This window comes from Caulobacter sp. UNC358MFTsu5.1 (assembly GCF_000712075.1).
In the GTDB taxonomy this organism is placed as follows: Bacteria; Pseudomonadota; Alphaproteobacteria; order Caulobacterales; family Caulobacteraceae; genus Caulobacter.
Genome location: NZ_JONW01000005.1, coordinates 712,244 through 734,713, shown reverse-complemented (window position 1 = coordinate 734,713; position 22,470 = coordinate 712,244). Strand labels below are relative to the sequence as shown.

Annotated in this window: 18 protein-coding genes and 1 pseudogene; 7 read left to right on the top strand and 12 right to left on the bottom strand. The window is 70.0% G+C overall.

The features are described 5' to 3' along the window. Nucleotides 1-56 precede the first annotated feature (56 nt). Nucleotides 57-1,142, bottom strand: coding sequence for a quinolinate synthase NadA (gene nadA, locus BR39_RS0105230; protein ID WP_029908424.1), 1,086 nt, complete (start codon nucleotides 1,140-1,142; stop codon nucleotides 57-59). Between the two features lie 305 nt (nucleotides 1,143-1,447). Between nadA and BR39_RS0105225 the strand changes: the two genes are divergently transcribed. Next, a complete protein-coding gene (locus tag BR39_RS0105225) occupies nucleotides 1,448-3,262 on the top strand; it encodes a tetratricopeptide repeat protein (protein ID WP_029908422.1) in 1,815 nt (604 codons plus the stop codon). 182 nt (nucleotides 3,263-3,444) lie between these two features. Here BR39_RS0105225 and BR39_RS0105220 read toward each other — a convergent pair whose 3' ends face one another. Further along, nucleotides 3,445-5,760 (bottom strand): PAS domain-containing sensor histidine kinase, encoded by a 2,316-nt coding sequence (locus tag BR39_RS0105220; RefSeq protein WP_231499404.1) that lies wholly within the window; start codon nucleotides 5,758-5,760, stop codon nucleotides 3,445-3,447. A gap of 181 nt (nucleotides 5,761-5,941) precedes the next feature. Here BR39_RS0105220 and BR39_RS0105215 point away from each other — a divergent pair, with 181 nt between their 5' ends. After that, a complete protein-coding gene (locus BR39_RS0105215; protein ID WP_029908418.1) occupies nucleotides 5,942-6,421 on the top strand; it encodes a Dps family protein in 480 nt (159 codons plus the stop codon). 16 nt (nucleotides 6,422-6,437) lie between these two features. Continuing rightward, entirely contained in the window at nucleotides 6,438-7,655 is a 1,218-nt protein-coding gene (locus BR39_RS0105210; RefSeq protein WP_156035590.1) for a cell wall hydrolase, read from the top strand. A 9-nt stretch (nucleotides 7,656-7,664) separates the two neighbouring features. Here the strand turns inward: BR39_RS0105210 and BR39_RS0105205 are convergent, their stop codons facing one another. Further along, entirely contained in the window at nucleotides 7,665-8,075 is a 411-nt protein-coding gene (locus BR39_RS0105205) for a VOC family protein (RefSeq protein ID WP_029908414.1), read from the bottom strand. A 125-nt stretch (nucleotides 8,076-8,200) separates the two neighbouring features. On the opposite strand from BR39_RS0105205, the gene BR39_RS0105200 reads away from it, so the two are divergent. Continuing rightward, nucleotides 8,201-8,683, top strand: coding sequence for a MarR family winged helix-turn-helix transcriptional regulator (locus tag BR39_RS0105200; RefSeq protein ID WP_029908412.1), 483 nt, complete (start codon nucleotides 8,201-8,203; stop codon nucleotides 8,681-8,683). On the opposite strand, the gene BR39_RS0105195 is transcribed toward BR39_RS0105200, so the two are convergent. Together BR39_RS0105195 and trxB are read right to left on the bottom strand one after the other, a co-directional pair. Next, the gene (locus BR39_RS0105195; protein ID WP_029908409.1) at nucleotides 8,680-9,195 is read right to left on the bottom strand and encodes a GNAT family N-acetyltransferase; all 516 of its coding nucleotides are present in this window, start codon (nucleotides 9,193-9,195) and stop codon (nucleotides 8,680-8,682) included. The genes BR39_RS0105200 and BR39_RS0105195 overlap by 4 nt on opposite strands. Then, nucleotides 9,195-10,202 (bottom strand): thioredoxin-disulfide reductase, encoded by a 1,008-nt coding sequence (gene trxB, locus BR39_RS0105190; protein ID WP_029908407.1) that lies wholly within the window; start codon nucleotides 10,200-10,202, stop codon nucleotides 9,195-9,197. Before trxB ends, BR39_RS0105195 begins: the two co-directional genes overlap by 1 nt. A gap of 243 nt (nucleotides 10,203-10,445) precedes the next feature. Between trxB and pseI the strand changes: the two genes are divergently transcribed. Further along, on the top strand, nucleotides 10,446-11,498 hold the full coding sequence (gene pseI, locus BR39_RS0105185) for a pseudaminic acid synthase (RefSeq protein WP_029908405.1): 1,053 nt from the start codon (nucleotides 10,446-10,448) through the stop codon (nucleotides 11,496-11,498). A gap of 10 nt (nucleotides 11,499-11,508) precedes the next feature. On the opposite strand, the gene BR39_RS0105180 is transcribed toward pseI, so the two are convergent. Continuing rightward, complete coding sequence (locus tag BR39_RS0105180) at nucleotides 11,509-13,863, bottom strand: P-loop NTPase fold protein (protein WP_197026644.1); 2,355 nt, start codon at nucleotides 13,861-13,863, stop codon at nucleotides 11,509-11,511. A 504-nt stretch (nucleotides 13,864-14,367) separates the two neighbouring features. Between BR39_RS0105180 and BR39_RS0105175 the strand changes: the two genes are divergently transcribed. Together BR39_RS0105175 and BR39_RS0105170 are read left to right on the top strand one after the other, a co-directional pair. After that, nucleotides 14,368-15,660, top strand: a complete 1,293-nt coding sequence (locus tag BR39_RS0105175) for an epoxide hydrolase family protein (RefSeq protein ID WP_029908401.1) — start codon at nucleotides 14,368-14,370, stop codon at nucleotides 15,658-15,660. Between the two features lie 175 nt (nucleotides 15,661-15,835). Beyond that, nucleotides 15,836-17,392: a hypothetical protein gene (locus BR39_RS0105170; protein ID WP_156035588.1), complete on the top strand. Its 1,557-nt coding sequence runs from the start codon at nucleotides 15,836-15,838 to the stop codon at nucleotides 17,390-17,392. Between the two features lie 47 nt (nucleotides 17,393-17,439). On the opposite strand, the gene BR39_RS0105165 is transcribed toward BR39_RS0105170, so the two are convergent. The 6 genes and pseudogenes from BR39_RS0105165 to greA all read right to left on the bottom strand — a co-directional run bounded on the left by BR39_RS0105165 (nucleotide 17,440) and on the right by greA (nucleotide 22,375). Then, nucleotides 17,440-18,300, bottom strand: a complete 861-nt coding sequence (locus tag BR39_RS0105165) for an SDR family oxidoreductase (protein ID WP_029908397.1) — start codon at nucleotides 18,298-18,300, stop codon at nucleotides 17,440-17,442. A 49-nt stretch (nucleotides 18,301-18,349) separates the two neighbouring features. Next, on the bottom strand, nucleotides 18,350-19,402 hold the full coding sequence (pseG, locus tag BR39_RS0105160) for a UDP-2,4-diacetamido-2,4,6-trideoxy-beta-L-altropyranose hydrolase (RefSeq protein ID WP_029908395.1): 1,053 nt from the start codon (nucleotides 19,400-19,402) through the stop codon (nucleotides 18,350-18,352). Beyond that, entirely contained in the window at nucleotides 19,399-20,115 is a 717-nt protein-coding gene (locus BR39_RS0105155; protein ID WP_029908393.1) for a cytidylyltransferase domain-containing protein, read from the bottom strand. Before BR39_RS0105155 ends, pseG begins: the two co-directional genes overlap by 4 nt. A gap of 91 nt (nucleotides 20,116-20,206) precedes the next feature. Continuing rightward, on the bottom strand, nucleotides 20,207-20,371 hold the full coding sequence (locus tag BR39_RS0105150) for a hypothetical protein (RefSeq protein WP_231499402.1): 165 nt from the start codon (nucleotides 20,369-20,371) through the stop codon (nucleotides 20,207-20,209). A 152-nt stretch (nucleotides 20,372-20,523) separates the two neighbouring features. Further along, a pseudogene (locus BR39_RS0105145) lies at nucleotides 20,524-21,468 on the bottom strand (mitochondrial fission ELM1 family protein); the annotation flags it as partial. Between the two features lie 433 nt (nucleotides 21,469-21,901). After that, a complete protein-coding gene (greA, locus tag BR39_RS0105140) occupies nucleotides 21,902-22,375 on the bottom strand; it encodes a transcription elongation factor GreA (RefSeq protein ID WP_018061146.1) in 474 nt (157 codons plus the stop codon). Nucleotides 22,376-22,470: the final 95 nt, after the last annotated feature.

Here is a 22,470-nt window from a genome sequence, read left to right as displayed (position 1 = left end):
CTCCCTTCCGGAACGGGGAAGGGCCGGGAACTTGGGACGCGAGCGAGGCGAGGCTTCTAGATCAGCTCCACGTCCACGTGGTGCTGGGCCTTGACCAGGTCGTAGCGGGCCGGAACGGTCGGCGGCGGCAGGTCGATCATCCGCTGGACGGCCAGCTTGGCGCGGATGGCGATCGACGGATCGATCGTCACCTCGAACTGGTCGTGGACCAGGGCGTCGTGGATGTTCCGCAGGCTGATCTTCTTCATGTGCGGGCACATGTTGCAGGGGCCGATGAACTGGGTGCCCGGGCTTTCGGCCTGGACGTTGGAGGCCATCGAGCACTCGGTGATCAGCACCACCTGCTTGGGCTTGCGCAGGGCGACATAGTCGTTCATCGCCGCCGTCGAGCCGGCGAAGTCGGCGGCCTCCAGGATCTCGGCCGGGCACTCGGGGTGGGCCAGGATCTCGGCTTCCGGCCAGGCGAAGCGCATGTCGGCGATGTCCTGGGCGGTGAAGCGTTCGTGCACCTCGCAGCGACCGGCCCAGGCGATGATCTTGACGTTGGTCTGGCGCGCGACGTTGCGGGCCAGGAACTCGTCGGGGATCAGGATCACCTTGTCGACGCCCCACTCGCGGGCCGCCCACTCCACCACCTGCACGGCGTTGGCGCTGGTGCAGCAGATGTCGGTCTCGGCCTTCACGTCGGCGGTGGTGTTGACGTAGGTCACCACCGGGATGCCCGGGTGGCGCTGCTTGATCAGCCGCACGTCGGCGCCGGTGATCGAGGAGGCCAGGCTGCAGCCGGCCTTCAGGTCGGGGATCAGCACCTTCTTTTCCGGGGCCAGCACCTTGCTGGTCTCGGCCATGAAGTGCACGCCGGCCTGGACGATCACCGCCGCGTCGCACTTGGCCGCCTCGCGGGCCAGGGCCAGGCTGTCGCCGACGAAGTCGCCCACGCCGTGGAAGATCTCGGGCGTCATGTAGTTGTGGGCCAGGATGACGGCGTTCTTCTCGCGCTTCAGCCGATTGATCTCGGCGATCAGCGGCGCGTGCAGCTGCCATTCGAGCGGGGTGACATGGTGCTTCACCTTGTCCCACATCTGGGCGGTCGCCGCTTCGACGTCGGGCGTGAAGGCGAGGGGCGCGAAGCCGTCGGCCATGTGATCCTCTCTTATGCTCAAACTGAGCATTTCCAGAACCTCAAAAAACGCCGGAAACGGAGGACAAATCGTTAAATCCCGCTCCGACGTCGCCCCTTATGCTGAAATTGAGCAAAAGGGATGGATCACATATAGACCTTCCGACGCGGATTGCAAAGCGTGAGCATGAAAATCCGATCACGGCGTAACCGGAGGGCCTCGGCGCGCAGGCCCGCGACGGGTCCCAACCGTGGTACATCCACCAACACAAGGTTAAGAGGCGGGGGCTAGGGTCCGCCGAAGCGTTCGTTTCCCAGGGGTCCGACATGGAAGCCACCTCAAAGCCCGCCGACGCCCAGGCCGCGCTGATGGCGCGCCTGCGGGGCGCGTCGGACGCCTTCGAGGCCGCCGCTCCCATCGTGCCCGGGATGGCCGCGCCGAGCCTGGGCGACGCGGCCTCGGCCCAGGCCCTGGACGAGCTCAAGACGGCGGTCGACCACCTTGGCGACCTCGACATGGTCGAGCTGCTGAACGGGGCGATCCGCGCGCTGCACGCGGGCGACTACGGCCGGGGCGAGGCCCTGGCCCTGGAGGCCCTGGGCCGCGACGAGCGCCAGGGCATCGCCTGGCACGTGCTGGGCGTCTCGCGCGAGAAGCTGGGCGACTTCGGCAGTTCGATGCGCTGCTACGAGGCGGCGCTGCAGCTGCTGCCGGACCACGGGCCCGTCGCCGGCGACCTGGGACGCCTGGCCTTCCGCCTGGGCCTGCCCGAGCTGGCGGTCCAGTTCTTCACCCACTTCCTGGCCAGCCGTCCGGGCGATCTGGAGGCGATCAACAACCTGGCCTGCGCGCTGCGCGACACCGACCGTTCCGACGAGGCGATCGAGCTGGTGCGGTCGGCGATTATGCAGAACCCGGGCGCCGAAGGCCTGTGGAACACCCTGGGCACGGTGCTGGTCAGCCGCGGCGACGGCGCGGCCTCGCTGACCTTCTTCGACGAGGCGCTGCGGCTGCTGCCGACCTACGGCAAGGCCTATCACAACCGGGCGTTCGCGCGGCAGGACCTGGGCGACGCGGCCGGGGCGCTGGAGGACTGCGAGGCGGCGCTGCGCAACGGGGAGGAGGCCGAGGCCAACGACCTGGCCACCATGCGGTTCGCCCGCGCGACGGCGCTGCTGGCCCTGGGCCGCCTGCGCGAAGGCTGGGAGGCCTACGAGGCGCGGCTGTCGCCCGACCTCCTGCAGGTGGCCACCTTCGTGGTCGCCAAGCCGCGCTGGACGCCGGGCGAGAGCCTGGCCGGCAAGCGGCTGCTGGTCTGCGGCGAGCAGGGGCTGGGCGACGAGGTGCTGTTCGCCAACGTCCTGCGCGACGCCATCGCCGCCGTCGGCGACGAGAGCCTGCTGAGCATCGTCGTGGAGTACCGCCTGGTCCCGCTGTTCAAGCGCAGCTTCCCCAAGGCCTCCGTCACGCCCCACCGGACTGTGCGGCACGAGGGGCGGGTCTACTGGTCGGCGCCGTTCATCGAGGACTGGTCGGCCATCGACCTGTGGACGCCGATGGCGTCGCTGCTGACCGCCTTCCGGTCCACCGAGGACGCGTTCCCGCGCGAGACGGGCTACCTGGTCGCCGATCCCGAGCGGGTCGCCTATTGGCGCGACCAGCTGGCCGCCGCGCCGGGGCGCAAGGTGGGGCTGCTGTGGAAGAGCCTCAGCCTCCAGGCCGAGCGGGGCCGGCAGTTCTCGCCGTTCGAGCAGTGGCGGCCGATCCTGCAGACCCCGGGGGTCACCTTCGTCAACCTGCAGTACGGCGACTGCGAGCCCGAGATGGCTCTGGCCCGCGAGCGGTTCGGCGTCGAGATCTGGGAGCCGCGCGGGATCGACCTGAAGTACGACCTCGACGACGTCGCCGCCCTCTGCCGCGCCGTGGACCTGACGATCGGCTTCTCAAACGCCACCTTCAACCTGGCCGGGGCGTGCGGCGCGCCGGTCTGGCTGTTGACGGGCGCGGCGGCCTGGACCCGGCTGGGCTCGAAGGCCTACCCCTGGTACCCGCAGGCCCGGGTCTTCTCGCCGCCGGACTACAACGACTGGTCGGGCGTGATGGGGGAAGTGGCCGCGGCGCTGGCGGCGGAAGTTTCGTAGGTTTCTCCAACGCCCCTCGGTTCGTCATCCCGGGCCTTGTGCCCGGGACCCCTCTGTCCGCCGCAAGTGCGGGAGGGGCGGTTCGCTGGCGAACCGCTTGCATCTCACGTGCGAGCTGAACCAGGGGTCCCGGGCACAAGGCCCGGGATGACGGATCAAATGGGAACGTAGGAAGACCTTCCCTACACCTTCGCCTTGCCGCTCTTCTTCGTCGTCGCCTGGACCGGCGCGTGGCGGTCCCAGGCGTCGGCCATGGCCTGGGCCAGGGCGTCCAGGGCGTAGGGCTTGCTCAGCAGCGGCCACGGGGTGTCGTGGGCGCGGACCAGCTCCTGGCCGGTGTAGCCCGAGCTGAGCAGCACCGGCAGCTCCGGCCGTTCCTGGGCCAGGGTCATGGCCAGGTCGACCCCGCTCTTGCCGCCCGGCATGATCACGTCGGTGATCACCAGGGCCAGGGTCGGGTCGGCGCGGGCGATGGTCAGGGCCTCGTCGGCGTTGGCCGCGCGGCTGACCATGTGGCCCAGCTCGTCGATCATCGCCGAGATCAGGTCGCCCACCTCGACGTCGTCCTCGACCAGCAGCACGTGCGAGCTGGCGCGGGTGGCCGGCGGCCGGACGGCCAGCACCTCGACCGGCGAGAAGGCCTCGCGCACCGGCAGCAGCATGGACACGGTGGTGCCCTTGCCGACCGCCGACTCGATGGTCACCTCGCCGCCGCTCTGGCGCACGAAGCCGTAGACCTGCGACAGGCCCAGGCCCGTGCCCTTGCCCACCGGCTTGGTGGTGTAGAACGGCTCGAAGGCGCGCTGCAGGGTCTCGGCGTCCATGCCCGCGCCAGTGTCGGCCACCGCAATGCTCAGATAGCGCCCGGCCGGCAGCTCGCCGCGCGGCTCGGCCAGGTCCAGGCCCTGGGACGAGACGGCGATCCGGCCGCCCTGCGGGGTGGCGTCGCGGGCGTTGACCACCAGGTTCAGCAGGGCGGCCTCGAACTGGCCGGAGTCGGTCAGGGTGGTGCGGCCGCCGGCCTTCAGGTCCAGGGTCAGCTCCACGCCCTCGCCGACCGCGCGGCGCAGCAGCCCCTCGCTCTCGCCGATCATGGCGTCGATCCGGCAGATCTCCGGGTTCAGCGGCTGGCGGCGGGCGAAGGCCAGCAGGTGGTGGGTCAGCTTCTCGCCGCGCCGGGCCGCGGCCTGGGCCGCCTGCAGCATGCGGCTGCGGCGCTGGTCGTCGGCGGGGTTGCGCTCCAGCACGTCCAGCGCCCCGATGATCACGGTCAGCAGGTTGTTGAAGTCGTGGGCGACCCCGCCCGTCAGCTGGCCGATGGCCTCCAGCTTCTGCGACTGGGTGAGGGCGGCCTGGACCTCGTCGCGCTCCGACAGCGCCTCCTGCACGCGGTCGGCCAGCAGTTCGTTCAGCCCGGTCAGCTTGGCCTCGGCCTCCTTGGTGTCGGTGAAGTCGAAGGCGATGCCGATGAAGCCGATGAACTCGCCGCCGCAGCCCAGGCGCGGCTGCGAGAACGACTTGAGCCAGCGCATCTCACCGTCGGCCCGGCGGTAGCGGCCCTCCAGGCTGAACGGCCTGCGCGAGGCCTCGCCGGCGATCTGGGCCTTGAGGATCCGGTTCAGGTCGTCGGCGTGCAGGCGCGAGCGCCAGTCCAGCACCAGGGCCTCGTCGTACGACACCCCCGCGAACTCGACATAGGCGGTGTTGACGAACACCCTCACGCCGTCCTCGCCGCTGATCCACATCAGGGCCGGGGCGCTGTCGGCCAGCGACCGGAAGCGGGCCTCGCTCTCACGCAGGCTGTCCTCGGCGCGGCGGCGCTGGGTGACGTCGAAATTGACGCCCATGACCCGCAGGGCGCGGCCGGCCTCGTCGCGGACCACCTGGCCCTGGCCGTGGATCCAGCGCTCGCCGTCGGGATGGTTGGCCAGCCGGTATTCGACCTCGTAGTGGGGGCCGTGCTTGATCGCCTCGCGGATCCGGCTCCGGACCAGGGGGCGGTCGTCGGGGTGGACCAGCTCGGTCAGGGTGTCCATGTCCGTCGGCGCGTCCATGGCCAGGCCCAGGTTCCGGCGCGCGGTGGCCGACAGGCTCAGCACGTCGTCCTGGATGTCCCATTCCCAGGGGCCGACCCCGGCCGAGGCCTGGGTGACCTGCAGGCGGGCCTCGGCCTCGACCTGGCGTCGGCGCGCGTCGGCCAGGCTGATCAGGCTGCTCCTCAGCACCTGGGTCACCGCGGTGGTGACGGCCGCCGAGAACAGGAACAGGACGAACGCCCCGATCCGGGCGCCGTCCGGCGGATGGCCGCCGGCTCCCATGCGCAACCACCACGCGAAGGCCATGCAGGCCAGGATGGGCGCCAGCGCCCAGCGCCAGCCGGCGTAGAGCGTGACCACGATGACGGCGGGGAAGAACGGCTGGGTGGCGCCCAGGTCGTTCCCCGTGCCCATCACGGCGAGCCGGAATCCGATCGCGAAGACGATGGCCGCCAGCGTCACCAGGGCGGCGTGCGCCGGCGAGGGCGGGATCCTCGAGACAAGCCACGCGCTTATCGCGTCGGGCGAAACCGGCCCCCGAGCTTTTGCGTGCGGATCTTCAATCTTCATGGGACTCCATACGCTAACGGCTTGCCATGAGCATGGACACGCTTACCTAGAACACGCAACACGGGAGATCATCATGGCCGCCAGCCCGAACACCGGCTTCACGACGAAGCAGCGCGCCGACATCGTCGCGGGCCTGAACAAGGTCCTGGCCGACAGCTATGCGCTGTATCTCAAGACCCACGGCTACCACTGGAACGTGCGGGGTCCGAACTTCCAGGCGCTGCACGTGCTGCTGGAAGGCCAGTACACCGAGGAGTGGACGGCGCTCGATTCCATCGCCGAGCGGATTCGCGCACTGGGCGAACTGGCCCCGATGGGCTACGGCGCGTTCGGCAACCTCTCCAGCATCAAGGACGGCGACGCCGAGAAGGAGTGGGAGGGCATGTTCAAGGAACTGCTGGCCGACAACGAGACCGTGATCGCCACCCTGCGCGACGCCTTCGGCGCGGCCGACGAGGCCGGCGACGAGGCCACGGCCGACCTCTACACCCAGCGCCTGGCGGCCCACGAGAAGCACGCCTGGATGATCCGTTCCACGCTCGGCGGGAAGTGATCGTTTGGGAGCACGCGTGCTCGACCTAGGCCGATACAGGCTGGTGAAGGCCGTCGGGGGCGCGTTGATCGCCGTCGGCGGCCTTTCCGCGTGCGCGACCTACTACCTGCCGGCCGGCGCCGGACGGGCGGCGGGCGTGGCCAGGCTGGCCGGCAGCCTGTCCGACGCGGGCCTGGCCCGCTACACCGCCGACATGGACCCGGCCATGCTGGCCCTGGCCCGTCGCCACGATCCCCGCCCGCACAAGGACTATTGGGGCCGGGTGCGCGGCTGGGAGAAGCTGGACCTGCACCTGATCCCCCGCCTGGGCGACCGCGAGCCGGACTTCGACGAGGCCCGGGTGATCAACGGCTTCAAGGCCGCCTCGCCCCTGCCGCTGGAGGCGTCGCGGCCCTTCATGCTGACCGGCGCCAAGGCCGAGCGCGACAAGGCCCTGCACTGCCTGACCCAGGCGGTCTATTTCGAGGCCGGATTCGAGCCCGTCGCCGGCCAGCAGGCCGTGGCCCAGACGGTGATCAACCGGGTGCGCCACCCGGGCTATCCCAAGTCGATCTGCGGCGTGATCTACGAGGGCGCGGCGCGGGGCACGGGCTGCCAGTTCAGCTTCACCTGCGACGGCTCGCTGCAGCGGCAGATCAGCCCCGTCGTCTGGACCAACGCCGAGATCGTCGCCAGGCGGGCCCTGGCCGGCTTCGTGATGAAGGACGTCGGCGCGGCCACCCACTACCACGCGGCCTACGTCTATCCGTACTGGGCGCCCACCCTGGTCAAGCTGCGCACCCTGGGGACCCACGTCTTCTATCGTTGGACCGGGCCGTCGGGGACCCAGGCGGCGTTCCGGGGCCGCTATTCGGGCGACGAGACGGTGTCGGCCGACATCCTGATGGGCGCCGATCCGCGCACCCTGGAAGCCGCGCCGCCCGGCTCGATGGCCGCCGTGGCCGCCTCGGGCGGGGTCCTGCCGGTGGCGACCGGCGAGCCGGCCAAGATCGTCAGCCCCGAGGGCGTGGTCGAGATCCTGCCGCCGATGACCGGCGATCCCGCCGCCGCCATGCGCGGCGGCCGCCGCCTGCCCACGCCCGAGGAGATCGACAAGATCAACAAGGCCCTGGGCGCGCTCGAGACGCCGGTGGTCGACACCACGGTCAAGACCGTGGAGGCCGCCCCGCCGCCGGCGCCGCCCCCGCCGCCGCCCAAGCCGCGCCCGCCCAGCCTGGTCAATCCGCTGAATTAGGTTGCTGAACTAGGCCGCGCTGCCCGCCGCCGCCATGTCCATCCACACCGCTTCCCAGACGTGGCCGTCGGGGTCGGTGAAGGTGCGGTTGAGCATGAAGCCGTAGTCCTGGGCCGGATTGACGTCGGCCGTCCCGCCGTGCGCGGCGGCGGCGTCGACCATGGCGGCCACGGCCTCGCGGCTGTCGCACGACACGGCCAGCATGACCTCGCTGGAGGTGGCCGGCGGGATGGGACGGTCGGTGAAGGTGCGCCACTTGTCGTGGGTCAGCAGCATGACGAAGATCGTCTCCGACAGCACCATGCAGGCGGCGGTCTCGTCGCTGAACTGCGGGTTCCGGCTCAGGCCCAGGGCCTCGTAGAAGGTCGTCGATCGGGCCAGGTCCACGACCGGCAGATTCACGAAAAGCATCTTCGACATGGTCGTCTCCCCAAGCGGCCGGCGCTCTTTCCGGGGCCGGCGCGCGGCCCTATTGTCGCGCGGTCGAGTTTGTAGATCCAAAGTATCTTGATATCAAGATACTTTGGATCAAGGGATCATGCGCCTTGGACCGAGCCGAAACCGCCGCCAACCAGTGGGCCCGCGAGCGCCCCGACCTGCCCATGCTGCCGGTGGAGACCATCGGGCGGCTGCTGGACGCGGCCGCGCGCGTGACCCGCGACCACATGAACCCGCTGCTGGCGCAGGCCGACCTGAACGTGGGCGAGTTCGACGTGCTCACCCCGCTGCGACGCTCGGGCGAGCCCTACATGCTCTCGCCCACCCAGCTCTATGAGGCGGCCCTGATCTCGTCCGGCGGCATGACCAACCGGCTGGACCGGCTGGAGCGCGCCGGCCTGGTGGAGCGCCGGCCCGATCCCAAGGACCGCCGCGGCCGCCAGATCGCACTGACGGCGGAGGGCAAGCGGGTGATCGACGAGATGATCGGCCGCATGGTGGCGATGGAGACTCAGATGATCTCGGTGCTCACCGAGGCCGAGCAGCAGCAGCTGAACGCGCTGCTCAAGAAACTGTTGACCGGGCTCTAGAGCCCGAAGGCCGGCGCGTAGGCGATGGTCGTCGGCGCGTCCAGCGCGCCCGGCGTCAGGGCCAGGGCCATGAACGACGGGCCCGAGAACGGCGCGGTCACGGTCGTGGCCGCCGCCGCCGAATAGCCGGCGCGCGGATAGTAGTCGGGATGGCCCAGCACGATCACGGCCTCGACCCCGGCCTTGCGGCACAGTTCGTGACCGACCTGCATCAGGGCCAGGCCGATCCCGTCCCTCTGGCGCGCGGGCAGCACCGACAGCGGAGCCAGGGCGGCGAAGCGCGCGCCGGTGTCGGTGGCCCCCTGTCGCGTCTCGAGGCGGCTGAACAGCAGGTGGCCGACGATGAAGCCGTCTTCCTCCGCCACCAGCTCGACCAGGGCGTCGCCGTCGGCGCGCAGGGCGTCGACCAGGTCGGCCTCGCCCTGGTGGCCTTCGGGGGTCCGGTCAAAGGCGGCGGCGACCACGGCGTGGATCTCGGCGTGGTCCTCCGAAGCCGCCTCCCGGATCAGCATCACCAGACGCCGATCTTCTCGGCCTCGTGGTGGCTGATCGGGTGGTGGGCCTTCTTGTGGTCTTCCTCGGCCAGGAAGCGCACCGCTTCCAGGGCGGCCATGCAGCCCATGCCGGCGGCGGTGACCGCCTGGCGGTAGACGTCGTCGGTGACGTCGCCGGCCGCGTAGACACCCTGCACGGCCGTCGAGGTGGTGCCCGGCTTGACCTTCAGATAGCCGCCCGGACCGGTTTCCAGCTGGCCCTTGAACAGCTCCGACGACGGGGCGTGGCCGATGGCGATGAACACGCCGTCGCACTTCACCTCCTGCGTCTCGCCGGTCTTGACGTTCTTCAGCCGCACGCCGGTGACGCCCATCGGGTCGCTGTCGCCCAGGACCTCGTCGATGGCGCTGTCCCAGATCACCTCGATCTTGGGGTGGGCCAGCAGGCGCTCCTGCAGGATCATCTCGGCCCGCAGCTCGTCCTTGCGGTGCACCAGCGTCACCTTGCTGGCGAAGCTGGTCAGGAACAGGGCTTCCTCGACGGCCGTGTTGCCGCCGCCGACCACGACCACGTCCTTGTTGCGGTAGAAGAAGCCGTCGCAGGTGGCGCAGGCCGAAACGCCGAAGCCCTGGAACTTGCTCTCGCTCTCCAGGCCCAGCCATTTGGCCTGGGCGCCGGTGGCGATGATCAGGGTCTCGGCGAACCATTCCTGGCCGCTGTCGGTCTTGATGTGGAACGGACGCTTGGAGAGGTCGGCGCTCAGCACGATGTCGCTGACGAACTCGGTGCCCACGTGCTCGGCCTGGGCCTTCATCTGGTCCATCAGCCAGGGGCCCTGGATGACGTCGGCGAAGCCCGGATAGTTCTCGACGTCGGTCGTGATCGTCAGCTGGCCGCCCGGCTGGATGCCGGCGATCAGCACGGGCTTGAGCAGCGCGCGGGCGGCGTAGATGGCGGCGGTGTAGCCGGCGGGACCCGATCCAATGATCAGGCAGCGGGTGTGGCGGGGTTCGGGAGTCGACATGGCCGCAGATATAGGGCCGATTCCGGCTGGGCGCGACTCCGGGCGAGGCCCAAGTCCCTGCCCCTGTGGAGGAGGTGGCCCGAAGGGCCGGAGGGGGCAGTGGTCGGTATCAACCGCTCTATAACTCCCCCCACCGATCGCTGCGCGATCGCCTCCCCCACAGGGGGAGGGCCCGGGAGTTGACGCCTCGTCCACGATTTCAGGGTTAATATGGGCGAAAGTCCCGCGTGAGACGTCCGCACCATGACCGCCCCCTACATCGAGATCGCCGGCCGCAGGATCGGCGCCGACTATCCGCCCTACGTGATCTGCGAGCTGTCGGGGAACCACAACGGCAGCCTGGAGCGGGCGCTGGAAATGGTCGACGCCGCCGCCGACACCGGCTGCGACGCCATCAAGCTGCAGACCTACACCGCCGACACCATCACGCTGGACGTCGACCGCCCCGAGTTCAAGATCCACGGCGGCCTGTGGGACGGGCGCAGCCTGCACGAGCTCTACCAGGAGGCCCAGACCCCCTACGAATGGCACGCGCCGATCTTCGAGCGTGCCGCCAAGCGGGGCGTGACGATCTTCTCCAGCCCCTTCGACGAGACCGCCGTCGACCTCCTGGCCGGGCTCGACGCCCCCGCCTACAAGATCGCCTCGTTCGAGGCCGTCGATCTGCCGCTGATCCGCTACGCCGCCCGCCAGGGCAAGCCGCTGATCATCTCGACCGGCATGGCCAACCTGGCCGAGATGCAGACCGCCCTCGACACCGCCCTGCAGGCCGGGGCGGGCGGGGTGCTGCTGCTGCACTGTGTCTCCAGCTATCCGGCCAGCTTCGAGGACGCCAATGTCCGCACCGTGGTCGACATGGCCCAGCGGTTCGGCTGCCCGATCGGCCTGTCGGACCACACGCCCGGCACGGCCGCCTCGGTGGCGGCGGTGTCGCTGGGCGCCTGCGCGGTCGAGAAGCACTTCACCCTGGCCCGCAGCGACGGCGGCCCGGACGCGGCCTTCTCCCTCGAACCGGCCGAGTTCCGCGCCCTGTGCGACGACACCCGCAACGCCTGGAAGGCGCTGGGCGGCGTCAACTACGACCTGCTGGGCAGCGAGCGCGGCAACCGCCAGTTCCGCCGCTCGCTCTACGTCACCGCCGACGTCGCCGCCGGCGAGGCCCTGACCAAGGCCAATGTCCGCTCGGTCCGCCCCGGCAACGGCCTGCCGCCCGCCGACTACGAAGCCGTGCTGGGCCGCCCGGCCGCACGCGCGCTGAAGCGGGGAGAACCGCTGGCCTGGGACATGGTGGGCTAGGCAAGACCGCTCACTTCTTCATGGGTTTCGTCGATGCCTCCGACGAAGCGGCCGACCGCTTCGTCGCCGGCCTTTTCGCGGACGGCGCCGCGGTCTTCGCCGACGACGAAGCCGGCGCGGAGGTCGGCCCCGAGGCTGATCCGGAGCGCGGGCGCGACGTCACCAGTCTGCGCAACTCCTGCGCCGCGCGGATCCGGCCGGGATCGGCGCTGATCGCCAGCCAGTGCGACGTGAGGCTGGCGGCGACCCGAGCACGCTGATCCTGGCTCATCAGGTCCGTGTGGAGGATGAGCGTCTGGATGCACCAGAAGTGCTCGAACGGGCTCACGAAGTTTCCGTTGTAGTCGAGAAGCCAGGGGAGATTGGCCGGCGTCCGGTGGGCCGAGGCGATCAGGATCCGCATCAGGCGTCGGCCGGACCGGGCGCCGACCGCGAGGCGGGCCAGCACCGCGGTCGCCGATGACGGCGACAATCGACCGGCCTGGCTGATCGCTTCTTCGGCGACGTTGGTCATCTTCGCCGTGCGCGCGTTGCTGCTCGGTTCGGACCTGCGGATATCGTCGTACCGGCGCGCCAACTCATCGAAGATGGAGAGCTCGGTGCTCGAGGCGTCCAGCGGCCCCGCCACGCGGGGCAGGACGGAAAACAGCCGATTGATGTCGAACGCGGCCAGCGAGTACTGGTCGGAAGACCGGCCCGGCTCGCATCCGAACTTGAGCAGTTGAACGGCCCCCGGCTTGTCCAGCCAATGATAGGCGAGGTTCCGCTGCTCCGGCCAGGTGAACGCGGCTTCCTGGAGCTTGCGGAGCAGGCTCCGGTCCTCGTCCAGGACGAAGCGAAGGTCGGGAAAGCGCAGCAGCAGGGCGACGAACTTGCCGATCTGCTCGGGCGTGGCGTCGGGGCCGCGCGCGCCTTCCTTGTCGAACAGGCCCAGGTCGCTGGCGATGTAGAGCGCCAGGCGGAAGGTGTTGATGAACTGCTTTATGCGCCTGGGATTGTATTCGAACAGGCCGCTGACCGCCTTGACGATGTCGCGGACCCGTTCGGAGTCCCGATCCACTTCGAGCCGGATATATTCCCTTTCCGCCGCCGCCTCCGGCGATATCGGCGCCGATCCGGATGGCGGCGTCGGGTCAGCCGCTTCCGCGGCCTCCGGCGGCGCGGATCCTGGAAGCCGGGGAAGCCTCGGCTTCCAATAGGCCCAGAGCCGTGCGCCCCAACCAGGCGGAGGGGGCGGGTCGTCCCTGAAGAAGCTTTCCAGCGCCGCCTCGTCGGCCGCGATGGGCAGTGAAAAGCTGATCTGGATGAACTTCTCCAGATAGCCGTAGCCGAAATACAGCGGCGTATAGTTGTCCTTCTCGTCGTTCGGCTTCCAGTGGGCGCTGTCGCGGAGGAACGGCAGGATGTCCTTGTATTTCTGGGCGATCCCGGCGGCGACCTTCTCGCGGTCCATGCCGATGATGAAGACCAGGTTCCGGGTGTCGCCGATCATCAGGTTGATCGCCTGCATCAGGTCGGCGGCGCGCGGCACGTCGCAGCGGTCCAGATCGTCGATGAAGATGAAGACCCGCCGGTCGCCGGCATAGGCTTCGACCAGCCGGTTCAGGTCCAGGTGGAACTCCTCGATGAACGAGGTGTGACCCTCGTAGTCGGGCTTGGAGATGTACTTCTCCAGCTGCAGGGTGAGGGGTGATTTGAGGAACGTCCGGTACTTGTAGAGTCCGGCCAGGCCAATGGCCGCGATCGCGCCGAAGCCCCCGGTGGACAGGGCTTGGCGCAGCGCCGGTGCGAAGTCCTGCTCGGTCGACGTTGTCGACTTGTCCGGCTTGACCGCCACCAGCCAATCCAGGAGCAATCCCGCTTGGTTTGGGTGGGTCTTCACCAGATGCCAGGCTTCAAAGGCGCCGAGCAGCATCGCCAGCAGCGACAGCAGGAAGACTGCGAACGCCCAGCCGTTCAACCGCTTGAAGAACAGCAGCACATCGCCCCGCCAGGCCCGGATCAGGCCCACCTCGGTGCGCAGCGACTTGACGAAGGCCAGGGCGAAGGCCGCCCAGAGCGCGTCCTGCTTGTCGTGCCGCCAGGCGTTGAAGCGCACGCTCAGCGCGGTGTGCTTGTGCGTGACCGCCGCGGAGCCCAGCCCGCCGGCCCATCTCGGCAGCCGCCGGGACAGGGGCGTCCGGATCCGCACGCCGCCGATGGCGCGCTCCAGCTGCAGCAGGAACGAGGACTTGCCGCTGCCCCATTCGCCTTCGATGGAGATGGTGAGCGGCGGCTTGGTGGCCTTGGAGGTCAGGAAACGCGCTATCGCTTCCACATAGGGCGTGAAGCCCAGGCGATCGTCCGCCGTCGCCTGGTCGCCCACGGCGTTGCCCGCGATGCTCCCGGTGTCGGCGCCGGCGCTTCGCGCCTGTGATGTCTGGTCCGCCATTCCCGTCCGCCCCCGGCCAAGTTCCTGACTTCTCCCTTTATGATGGAAAGAGTCCGCCCTGCGCTATGGGGGTTGAGGCGCGGGGCCTGCTTGTCCGGGCATGGTTCCCGGCCGAGGGCGCCGGAGCCCTTCGCCCTGCGGTTTCGCCCAGGATGCGCGCTGAGGCTTCAGGCTCGTGTCGGCGCGAAGCGGCGCCGTAAACACGAAAACGTGTGAAGCATATATCTTGCCATCGGCAGGTTTGGGCGCAAGTTCTCCGCCGAGTTTCTGAGCGAGTACGCGGCGTAGGCGCGCGGATACATCGCCTGCATGACTACAATTGCATAAAAATCAATCTGAACGTTCGTGTGGACTTTCCGCGAAGCGTCGATGACTGGCTTTCCGCCATCTTCGACGACGCCTTTCCACGCCGGGCGTCCATTTCGACAGGGGGCATCCATGTCGGCGAAATCTGACGGGCCGGATCGTCGCGCCCTGATCGCCACCACGCTTGCAGGAGCCGCGATCGCCATGACCAACGCCACCACCACCCTGGCCGCCGCCCCGGCGGCCGACGCCGCCGTGCGGCCGTTCCAGTTCCACGCCCCGGACGACGCCCTGTCCGACCTGCGCCGCCGGATCCTCGCCACCAGGTGGCCCGAGCGCGAGACGGTCGGCGACGCGACCCAGGGCGTGCAGCTGGCCACCATGCAGAAGCTGGCCCGCTATTGGGCGGCCGACTACGATTGGCGGAAGGTCGAGGCCCGGCTGAACGGCCTGCCGATGTTCGTGACGCAGATCGACGGGCTGGACATCCACTTCATCCACGTCCGCTCCAGGCACGCCGACGCCGCGCCCCTGATCCTCACCCATGGCTGGCCGGGCTCGATCATCGAGGAGCTGAAGATCATCGATCCGCTGTCCGACCCGACGGCGCACGGCGGCAAGCCGTCCGACGCCTTCCACGTGGTGATCCCGTCCCTGCCGGGCCACGGCTTCTCGGCCAAGCCGACGGCGACCGGATGGGACCCCGTCCGCATCGCCAAGGCGTGGACCGTGCTGATGGGCCGCCTGGGCTACGACAAGTTCTACGCCTCGGGCGGCGACTGGGGCGATCCGGTGACCGAACAGATGGCGGTGCTGGCCCCGACCAAGGTGCTGGGCGTCCACCTGAACATGCCCTCGGCCGTGCCCCCCGAGATCGCCGCCGCGCTGAATTCCGGCGCGCCGCCGCCGGCCGGCCTTTCGGCCGACGAGAAGCGGGCCTGGGACCAGCTGGACTTCTTCTTCAAGCACGGGCTGGGCTACGCCCAGGAGATGACGGGCCGGCCGCAGACGCTCTACGCCCTGGCGGACTCGCCGGTCGGCCTGGCCGCCTGGATGCTCGATCACGACGCCCTCAGCTACGCCCTGATCGCCCGGGTCTTCGACGGCGTGCCCGAGGGCCTGACGCGGGACGACATCCTCGACAACGTCAGCCTGTACTGGCTGACCAACACGGCGGTGTCCTCGGCCCGGCTCTACTGGGAGAACAAGCTGCCGTTCTTCGCGCCCCAGGGGGTGACCGTGCCGGTCGCGGTCAGCGCCTTCCCCGACGAGCTCTACCAGGCCCCGCGCAGCTGGGCCGAGAAAGCGTTCCCCAAGCTGGTCTTCTACAACCGCCATCCCAAGGGCGGCCACTTCGCGGCCTGGGAACAGCCCGAGTTCTTCACCAGCGACCTGCGCGCGGCGTTCCGATCCAAGCCGTCGTGAGAGAGCGCCGAGGGAGCCGGTCTTCAACCTGACGCGTCACGGGAGGGTACGTCCCGAACTGTCGGAAGGAGGCCGCACCTTGGCCCTTGTCAGAACAAAACAAGAACATTCTGACGCCGGCGCGGACCTCCGCGTCGGCTCACCAGCCATTTTTGGAAATCATATTATGACCATCATGACTTCATCCCATCCGATCGCCGCCGACACGACCGTACACGGAGCGATCCAGTTGCTGCCCGGCGCGGTCTTCGACATCGCCTCGGGCGCGACCCTGACCTTCACCGGTCCGTTCGATGCGCCGCGCGAGCGGGTCTTCACCGGCGCCGGGAAGGTGATCTTCGCCGACGGCGCCGTCGAGGCCGTGCGTCCCGAATGGTGGGGCTTCGGCGCCGACGCCTCGGCCGCCGTCAACGACGCGGCTCGTCGCGCGGCCCGCGAAAGCATCACCCTGCGCGGGACCGTCCGCTTCCCCGCCGGCGCGTTCCTGGTGTCGGACTACGTCCCGATCAACCGCAGCTACATCCGGTTCGTCGGTGAAAGCCGCTTCGGCACGGTGTTCGTGACGGCGTCGCCGACGGGGGATGTCACGGGGATCGACGGCACGCTGCAGCCGGGCTTCAACGCCTCCACCTCGTCTCCGATCGACGAATGCCAGCACGTGGGCATCGGCGTCCTTCGCGACGCGGTAAGCACCGCGACCTTCGTCGATCCCATTCCGACCGGCGGCCGGGGCTTCGTCCATCGCTTCGCCACGAACGCCTTGATCCAAGGCGAGTTCGCCGACAATCCCATCGACTACTACGAAGCCCAGACCTCCGGCGCGCGGGTCGACATCCTGACCACGCGCAGCGCCCAGACGGGCGCCGCGAACCGCCGGTTCGGCGTGGTGTCGGACTGCACGATCGCCGGCTTCGCCAACGCCTCGGCCAACGGGTCCAGCTACAAGCGGGTCGTGGACGTGGTCAACGGCGGCTATCAGGGCGAGGCCTGGGGCGTCTACGTCTACGGCGCCGACCTGCGTGACGGCTTCTGGCAAAGCGTCGAGACCGCGGGCGGGTCCCACGCCTTCGACATCGCCGCCCCGGTCGCCACGGGCGTCCAGGCCTTCGACATCCACGTCGCGTTCTGCGTGCTGGACGGCTGGAAGAAGACCGGCTTGCGGATCATCAACCTGCCGGCGGGTTCCAAGCTGGCCGTGGTGGACGGCTATTCGGCCCCCGGCCTGGCCGATCCGGCGCTCGGTCCCAGCGTGCAGATCATCGCCTCCTCGGGGGTGACGATCGGCCGATCGTTCGAGGCCAAGGGCGGCGCCAACTACGCCGACCATACGGCGGTGTCGGTCGAAGGCGGCTCGGCGCGCTTCATCGTCGAATGCAACATCACCGGCGCCAAGACCGGGATCGCCGTCGATGCGTCCTCGCTGGGGATCGTCTCGGTGTCGTGCGAACCACATGCCGACCAGCCGATGACCACGGGCGTCTCCCTGACGAACGGGGCCAGCCGCGTGAAGATCAACAACGGCATCCTGGACGGTCCCGGCGGGATCGCCTGCGGCATCCGGCTGGACGGCTCTTCGACCTACAACACGATCGGCGACTACAACATCAATCCCGGCACGGTCGCGACGCCGATCATCATCAACGGGACGTCCGTCACCACCCTGTCGGGCGGCGCCTATCGTGACGTGAACCACAATCGCGTCCTGGCCGGCGCGCTCGACGACGGGCTGTAGGACCAGGCGGTCGCCGAAGGGGAAACCCGCCCCTTCGGCGATCAGCCCTACGGCAGCAAGCCCAGCCGCTTGCCGACGATCCGGTCCAGGGTCCGCTTGGGCAGGACGTCGGCCATCAGCATCTGCATCGGCTGGGGCGTGATCGTGTAGCGGACCTTGGGCTTGGGCGTCGTCAGGGCGGTGTGGACCGCCTCGCCGATCCGTTCGGGCGGCAGGCCGTTCTTGCCGATCGACAGCATGTAGGCCCGCAGCCGGTCCAGGGCGGGGGCGTAGACGGTGTCGGCGTAGGCGCTGGTGTCGGTCTCGTCGGCCTTGTCCCAGATCGGCGTCGCCACCGCCCCGGGGGCGACCACGATCACGTCGACGCCGAACGGCAGCAGCTCGCGGCGCAGGGATTCCGACAGGCCCTCCAACCCGAACTTGGTCGCGCAGTAGGGGGCCATGAACGGGTTGGCGTTGCGGCCGCCGACCGAGCCGATGTTGACGATCCGGCCCGGTTTGTCGCCGGCCGGCTTGCGCGCCCCGACCAGCGGCGCGAAGGCCTGGGTGGTGATCACCACCCCGGTCAGGTTGACCTCCAGCTGCTTGCGCCACTCGTCGACCGGCAGGTGCAGCAGCGGCCCGGCCACGGCGATGCCGGCGTTGTTGACCAGGCCCGCCAGGGGGCGACCGTCCAGCGTGGCCTCGACGGTCCGCGCGGCGGCGCGCACGGCGGCTTCGTCGGTGACGTCGAACACCAGGGGCGTCACCGCCGCTCCGAACGCCGCCGTCAGCCGCTCGGCGTCGGCGGCCTTCCGCACGCTGCCGAACACGTGGAAGCCGCGCTGGGTCAACACCTGGGTCACCGCCCAGCCGATGCCCGTGGAGGCGCCGGTGACGACGACCGAGCCCTTGCCTTGTCCGCTCATGATGTCCGCTCCCCTTGGGTTACAGCCAAGATGGGATAGGTGAACGGCGTTATCCAGGGTGTTTCCGGCCGATTGTGTCCAGGAACCGCTGCGCGACCCGCGCCGCGCCGCGGCCGTCGCAGACCGCCGCCGAGGCGGCCGACAGGCGATCGCGCAGATCGGGCTCGGCCAGCAGGCGGGCGAAGGCCTCGGCGAAGGCGGTCTCGAAGTCCGCATCGGCGACGTCCAGGGCCAGGACCGCGTCGGCCCCGGCCAGGGCGGCGCTGGCCTCGCGCTGGTTGGCGGCCAGCACCAGCAGCAGGGTCGGCAGGGCCAGGACGCAGCGCTCCCAGCTGGTGGAGCCGCCGGCCCCGACGGCCAGGTCGGCCGCCAGGGTGAGCTGCGGCATGTCCTGGGTATCGACATGCAGGGCCAGGCGCGGCTCGCGGACGGCCAGGTCGCGCAGGCCCGGCAGGCTGGGGGCGCCGGCGCCCAGCACGACGTCCAGCGCGACGGCCCCGCCCAGGCGCGGCAGCATCAGGTCCACGGCCCGGCCGGTGATCCCGCCCACATCGGTCAGGCCCAGCGAGACCAGCACGCGCCGCACCGGCCCGGCTTCGGCCCGGCGGGCCAGGGCCTCCTTGCGCAGGGCGGCGAAGGCCGGGCGGACGGGGGCGTGGTTGGGTCCCAGCAGCAGCTCGGCGCGGGCCGGGACCAGGCCGTCATAGTCGGCCGCCTTGCGGGCGGGGCCGGAGTCCAGGACCAGGTCGGCGTCGAGCGGCCGGTCGGCCAGGTCGTCGATGACCAGGACCGGCTTGCCGGCGGCGATCGCGCGGTGGTCGGGGGCGGAGAGGCCGTAGTGGTCGACGACCACGGCGTCGAAGCCGCGGGCCGCCAGGGCGGCGGCGGAGGCCAGTTCGGCCGGCGCGGCCGCGTCGGTCGCGATCCGGGCGACGTCGGCCCCGAACGCGTCCAGCACCGCCGCCACGGCGGGCGGGGCCAGGAAGGCGCAGGCCGCGCCCTCGCCCTGGAGGGCCCGCGCCAGGGTCAGGCTGCGCATGACGTGCCCCCCGCCCACGGTGGGCCCGGCGTCGGCGACGAAGAGGATGCGGGGGGCGCTCACAGCCGCCGCACCCCGCCGAACGTCGCCAGGTCGGGCCGCGTCTCCAGCAGGCGCCGCACGTCGGCCGAGGTGAAGGCCCGGTTGGCCGGGTACAGCGCGTCATAGACCGCCGCCACGAAGGCGTAGTCGGCCGGGCTCTCGACGGCCCAGCGCACTTCGCCCTGATCGGGCTGGGCCAGCAGGGCCAGGGACGACCAGCGGTCGGGCGCCGGCGGGGTCGGATCGGCGTCGCCGTCCCGCAGCCGCAGGGCCGCGCTCTCGGCGGCCAGTCGGCGCAGGCCGTCGGCGGTGATCACCTCCACCCCCTGGCCGGCCGGCCAGGCCGCGCCGGGCGAGCGGTTGGTGGTGTGGTCGGCGTTTTCGGCCAGGTGCAGGTCCAGGGTGGCGTCGATCAGCTCGGGATCGATCAGCGGGCTGTCGTCGCCCACCCGCGCCACGTGGTCGGCCGGATAGGCCTCCAGGGCGCCGGCCAGGCGGGCCAGTTCGTCCTGCGGCGGACCGCGATGGACGGCGATCGCCTCGCGCCGGACCACGGCCTCCAGCACGTCGTCGGCGGGGTCGGTGGTGGTCGAGACCACCAGCCGGTCCACTCGCCGCGACCGCGCCATCCGCTCGATCTGCCGCACGATCAGCGGCGCCCGGGCCAGCGGCATCGACGGCCGTCCCGGCAAGCGTTCGGAACCCATGCGGGCCTGGAGGACAGCGAGGATCAGCGGCGGTCGAACTTGCTGAAGGCCCAGTAGACGCCATAGGCCAAGGCGCCGGCCAGCAGGAACGTCAGCGGTATGGAGATCGGATCCATGCTCAGTCCTCCATCTTGCGCAAAACATAATGGGCGGCGACCCGCAAGGCAACGAAGGCGGCGACCGCAGAGACGCCGGCGAGCCCCACGGCGCGACCGGACGACACGGGCTGCAGGAAGACCGTCACCAGCATGGCGATCGACAGGGCGTTGCCCGTGGTCGCCAAGGCCTTCCTCATTTCGTTGCGAGCGGCCTTGCCTGGCCGTGGCGCTGCAATGGCGGGTTCCGTCATGTCGTGAACATAACGAGAACAATCCTGACGCGCAAGCCGCGCTTCAGCTCGCCCTAGGCGCTTGTCGCGCCGTCGTCCCGAGCGTCCATCCGCGCCACGACCTCCGCCGCCGCGCGGCCGGTCTCGTCGACGGGCTCGTAGGCCCAGCCGTGGAAGGCCCCGCCGTAGGGGCGGGCCGCGCCCATGCTCTCCAGCTCCTGGTGGAACAGGCGGAATTTCAGGCTGGTCCCGTCCATCTTCAGGATGAACACCGGCTTGCCCGTCGACGCGGCCTCGGTGGCCATGTTGGTGGAGTCCTCGGTGACCAGGATGTAGTCGGCCGCCGCCAGGAAGGCGAAATAGGGGTTGGGCCCCGTGCCGTCCCAGATCATGCCGGGCAGGTGCCGCAGGCGGGCCGTCAGCAGGGCCTTGGCCTGGTCGGGCGTGCGCCGCGAGAAGGTCATCAGCAGGCTGCCGCCCTCCTGCTCCAGCGGCAGCTGGATCTGGTGGGCCATCTCGGCGGCGCGCAGGGCCGACAGGTCGAAGGCCTTGGACTTGCCGCCCAGCAGCACCGCCACGCGCGGATGGGGCAGGGTGTCGATGCGGTCCTTGAACTTCTCGTATTCGCTGTCCAACCGCTGGCTGGTGACCCGATGCGGCGAGCCGGTGATCGGCAGCACGTTGTCGCCGGTCAGGCGGTCGTGCTTGGGCGGGATCACCAGGTCGAACATGTTGGCCGGGACGCGCGGGTCCTGGATCTGGACGACATAGGTCTTGCCGCCCGACCAGCGCTTGGCGCGGATCGACAGGGGCAGGGTGGCGCGGCCGGCGGCGATCCACAGGTCGGGCCAGGGCGGCGCGATCTCGCTCTCGGGGGTGAGCCAGCGGCGCGGCAGCCAGTTGGCCCACCAGGGCAGGCGGCCGGTCCGGCCGCTCCAGCCCACGCGCTTGACGACGATGTCGGCGGGGACCTGGCGGGCCACGGCCTCGGCCAGGCCCACGGCCTGGGCCTCGATGCCGGCGCGGCCGTCCGAGATGGCCCAGATGGTGATCGGCTCCCTGACGGGCGCTTGGGGAACGGGCGGGGCGGCGGTTTCGGGCGCCGGCGTCTCGGCGACGACCTTCGGCGCGGCCTTGCGGCGCGGCGCGGGCTTCGGCGCGGCCTGGGGCGCGACTGGTGCGGGCGTTTCGGCCTTGGGGCCCTTCGCGGCCCTGGGGGCGGCCTTCGACGTCGCCGTCTTGGCGGCGGCCTTTGGAGCGGCCTTGGGCGCATCGGCCTTCGCGGCGGCCGGCTTGGACGCGGCGGGAGCCGCCCCGGCCGGAGCCTTACGCGGCTTGCTCGTCTTCGGGGCGGCCTTCGGCGTCGCCCCCGCGTTCTTCTTGGTTTCAACCACGTCGGTGATCCCGGCCATAGCAAAGCGACGCGTCGACCAAGCTAAGCCGCTCGACGCGTCGCACGCAAATGTCCCTGGAATGGGGCTTAAGCTAGACCCACTCGACCTTGAGGATCTCGTAGGCCTTCACGCCGCCGGGCGTGTTGACCTCGACCACCTCGCCGACTTCCTTGCCGATCATGGCGCGCGACAGCGGCGAGCTCAGCGAGATGCGGCCCGACTTCACGTCGGCCTCGTGCTCGCCGACGATCTGGTAGCGGGCCTCTTCCTCGGTGTCCTCGTCGACGACGCTGACCGTCGCGCCGAACTTCACCTGCTTGCCCGACAGTTTCGAGACGTCGATGACCTGGGCGCGCGCGATCTTGTCCTCGATCTCGGCGATGCGGCCTTCGATCCAGCCCTGGCGTTCCTTGGCCGCGTGGTACTCGGCGTTCTCCGACAGATCGCCATGCGACCGCGCCTCGGAGATCGCGGCGATCACCGCCGGCCGTTCGATCGTCTTCAAACGCTTCAGTTCTTCGTCGAGGGTCTGGTAACCCCCGGCGGTCATCGGCACTTTTTCCATTGCGGATTTTAGCTCGGTTCGCCCAAAGGGAGGAAGACTCCCGGACGTTGGCGCGCACGACCGGGGGCTGAGAGGATAGGCGCCGCGTTAGCGAT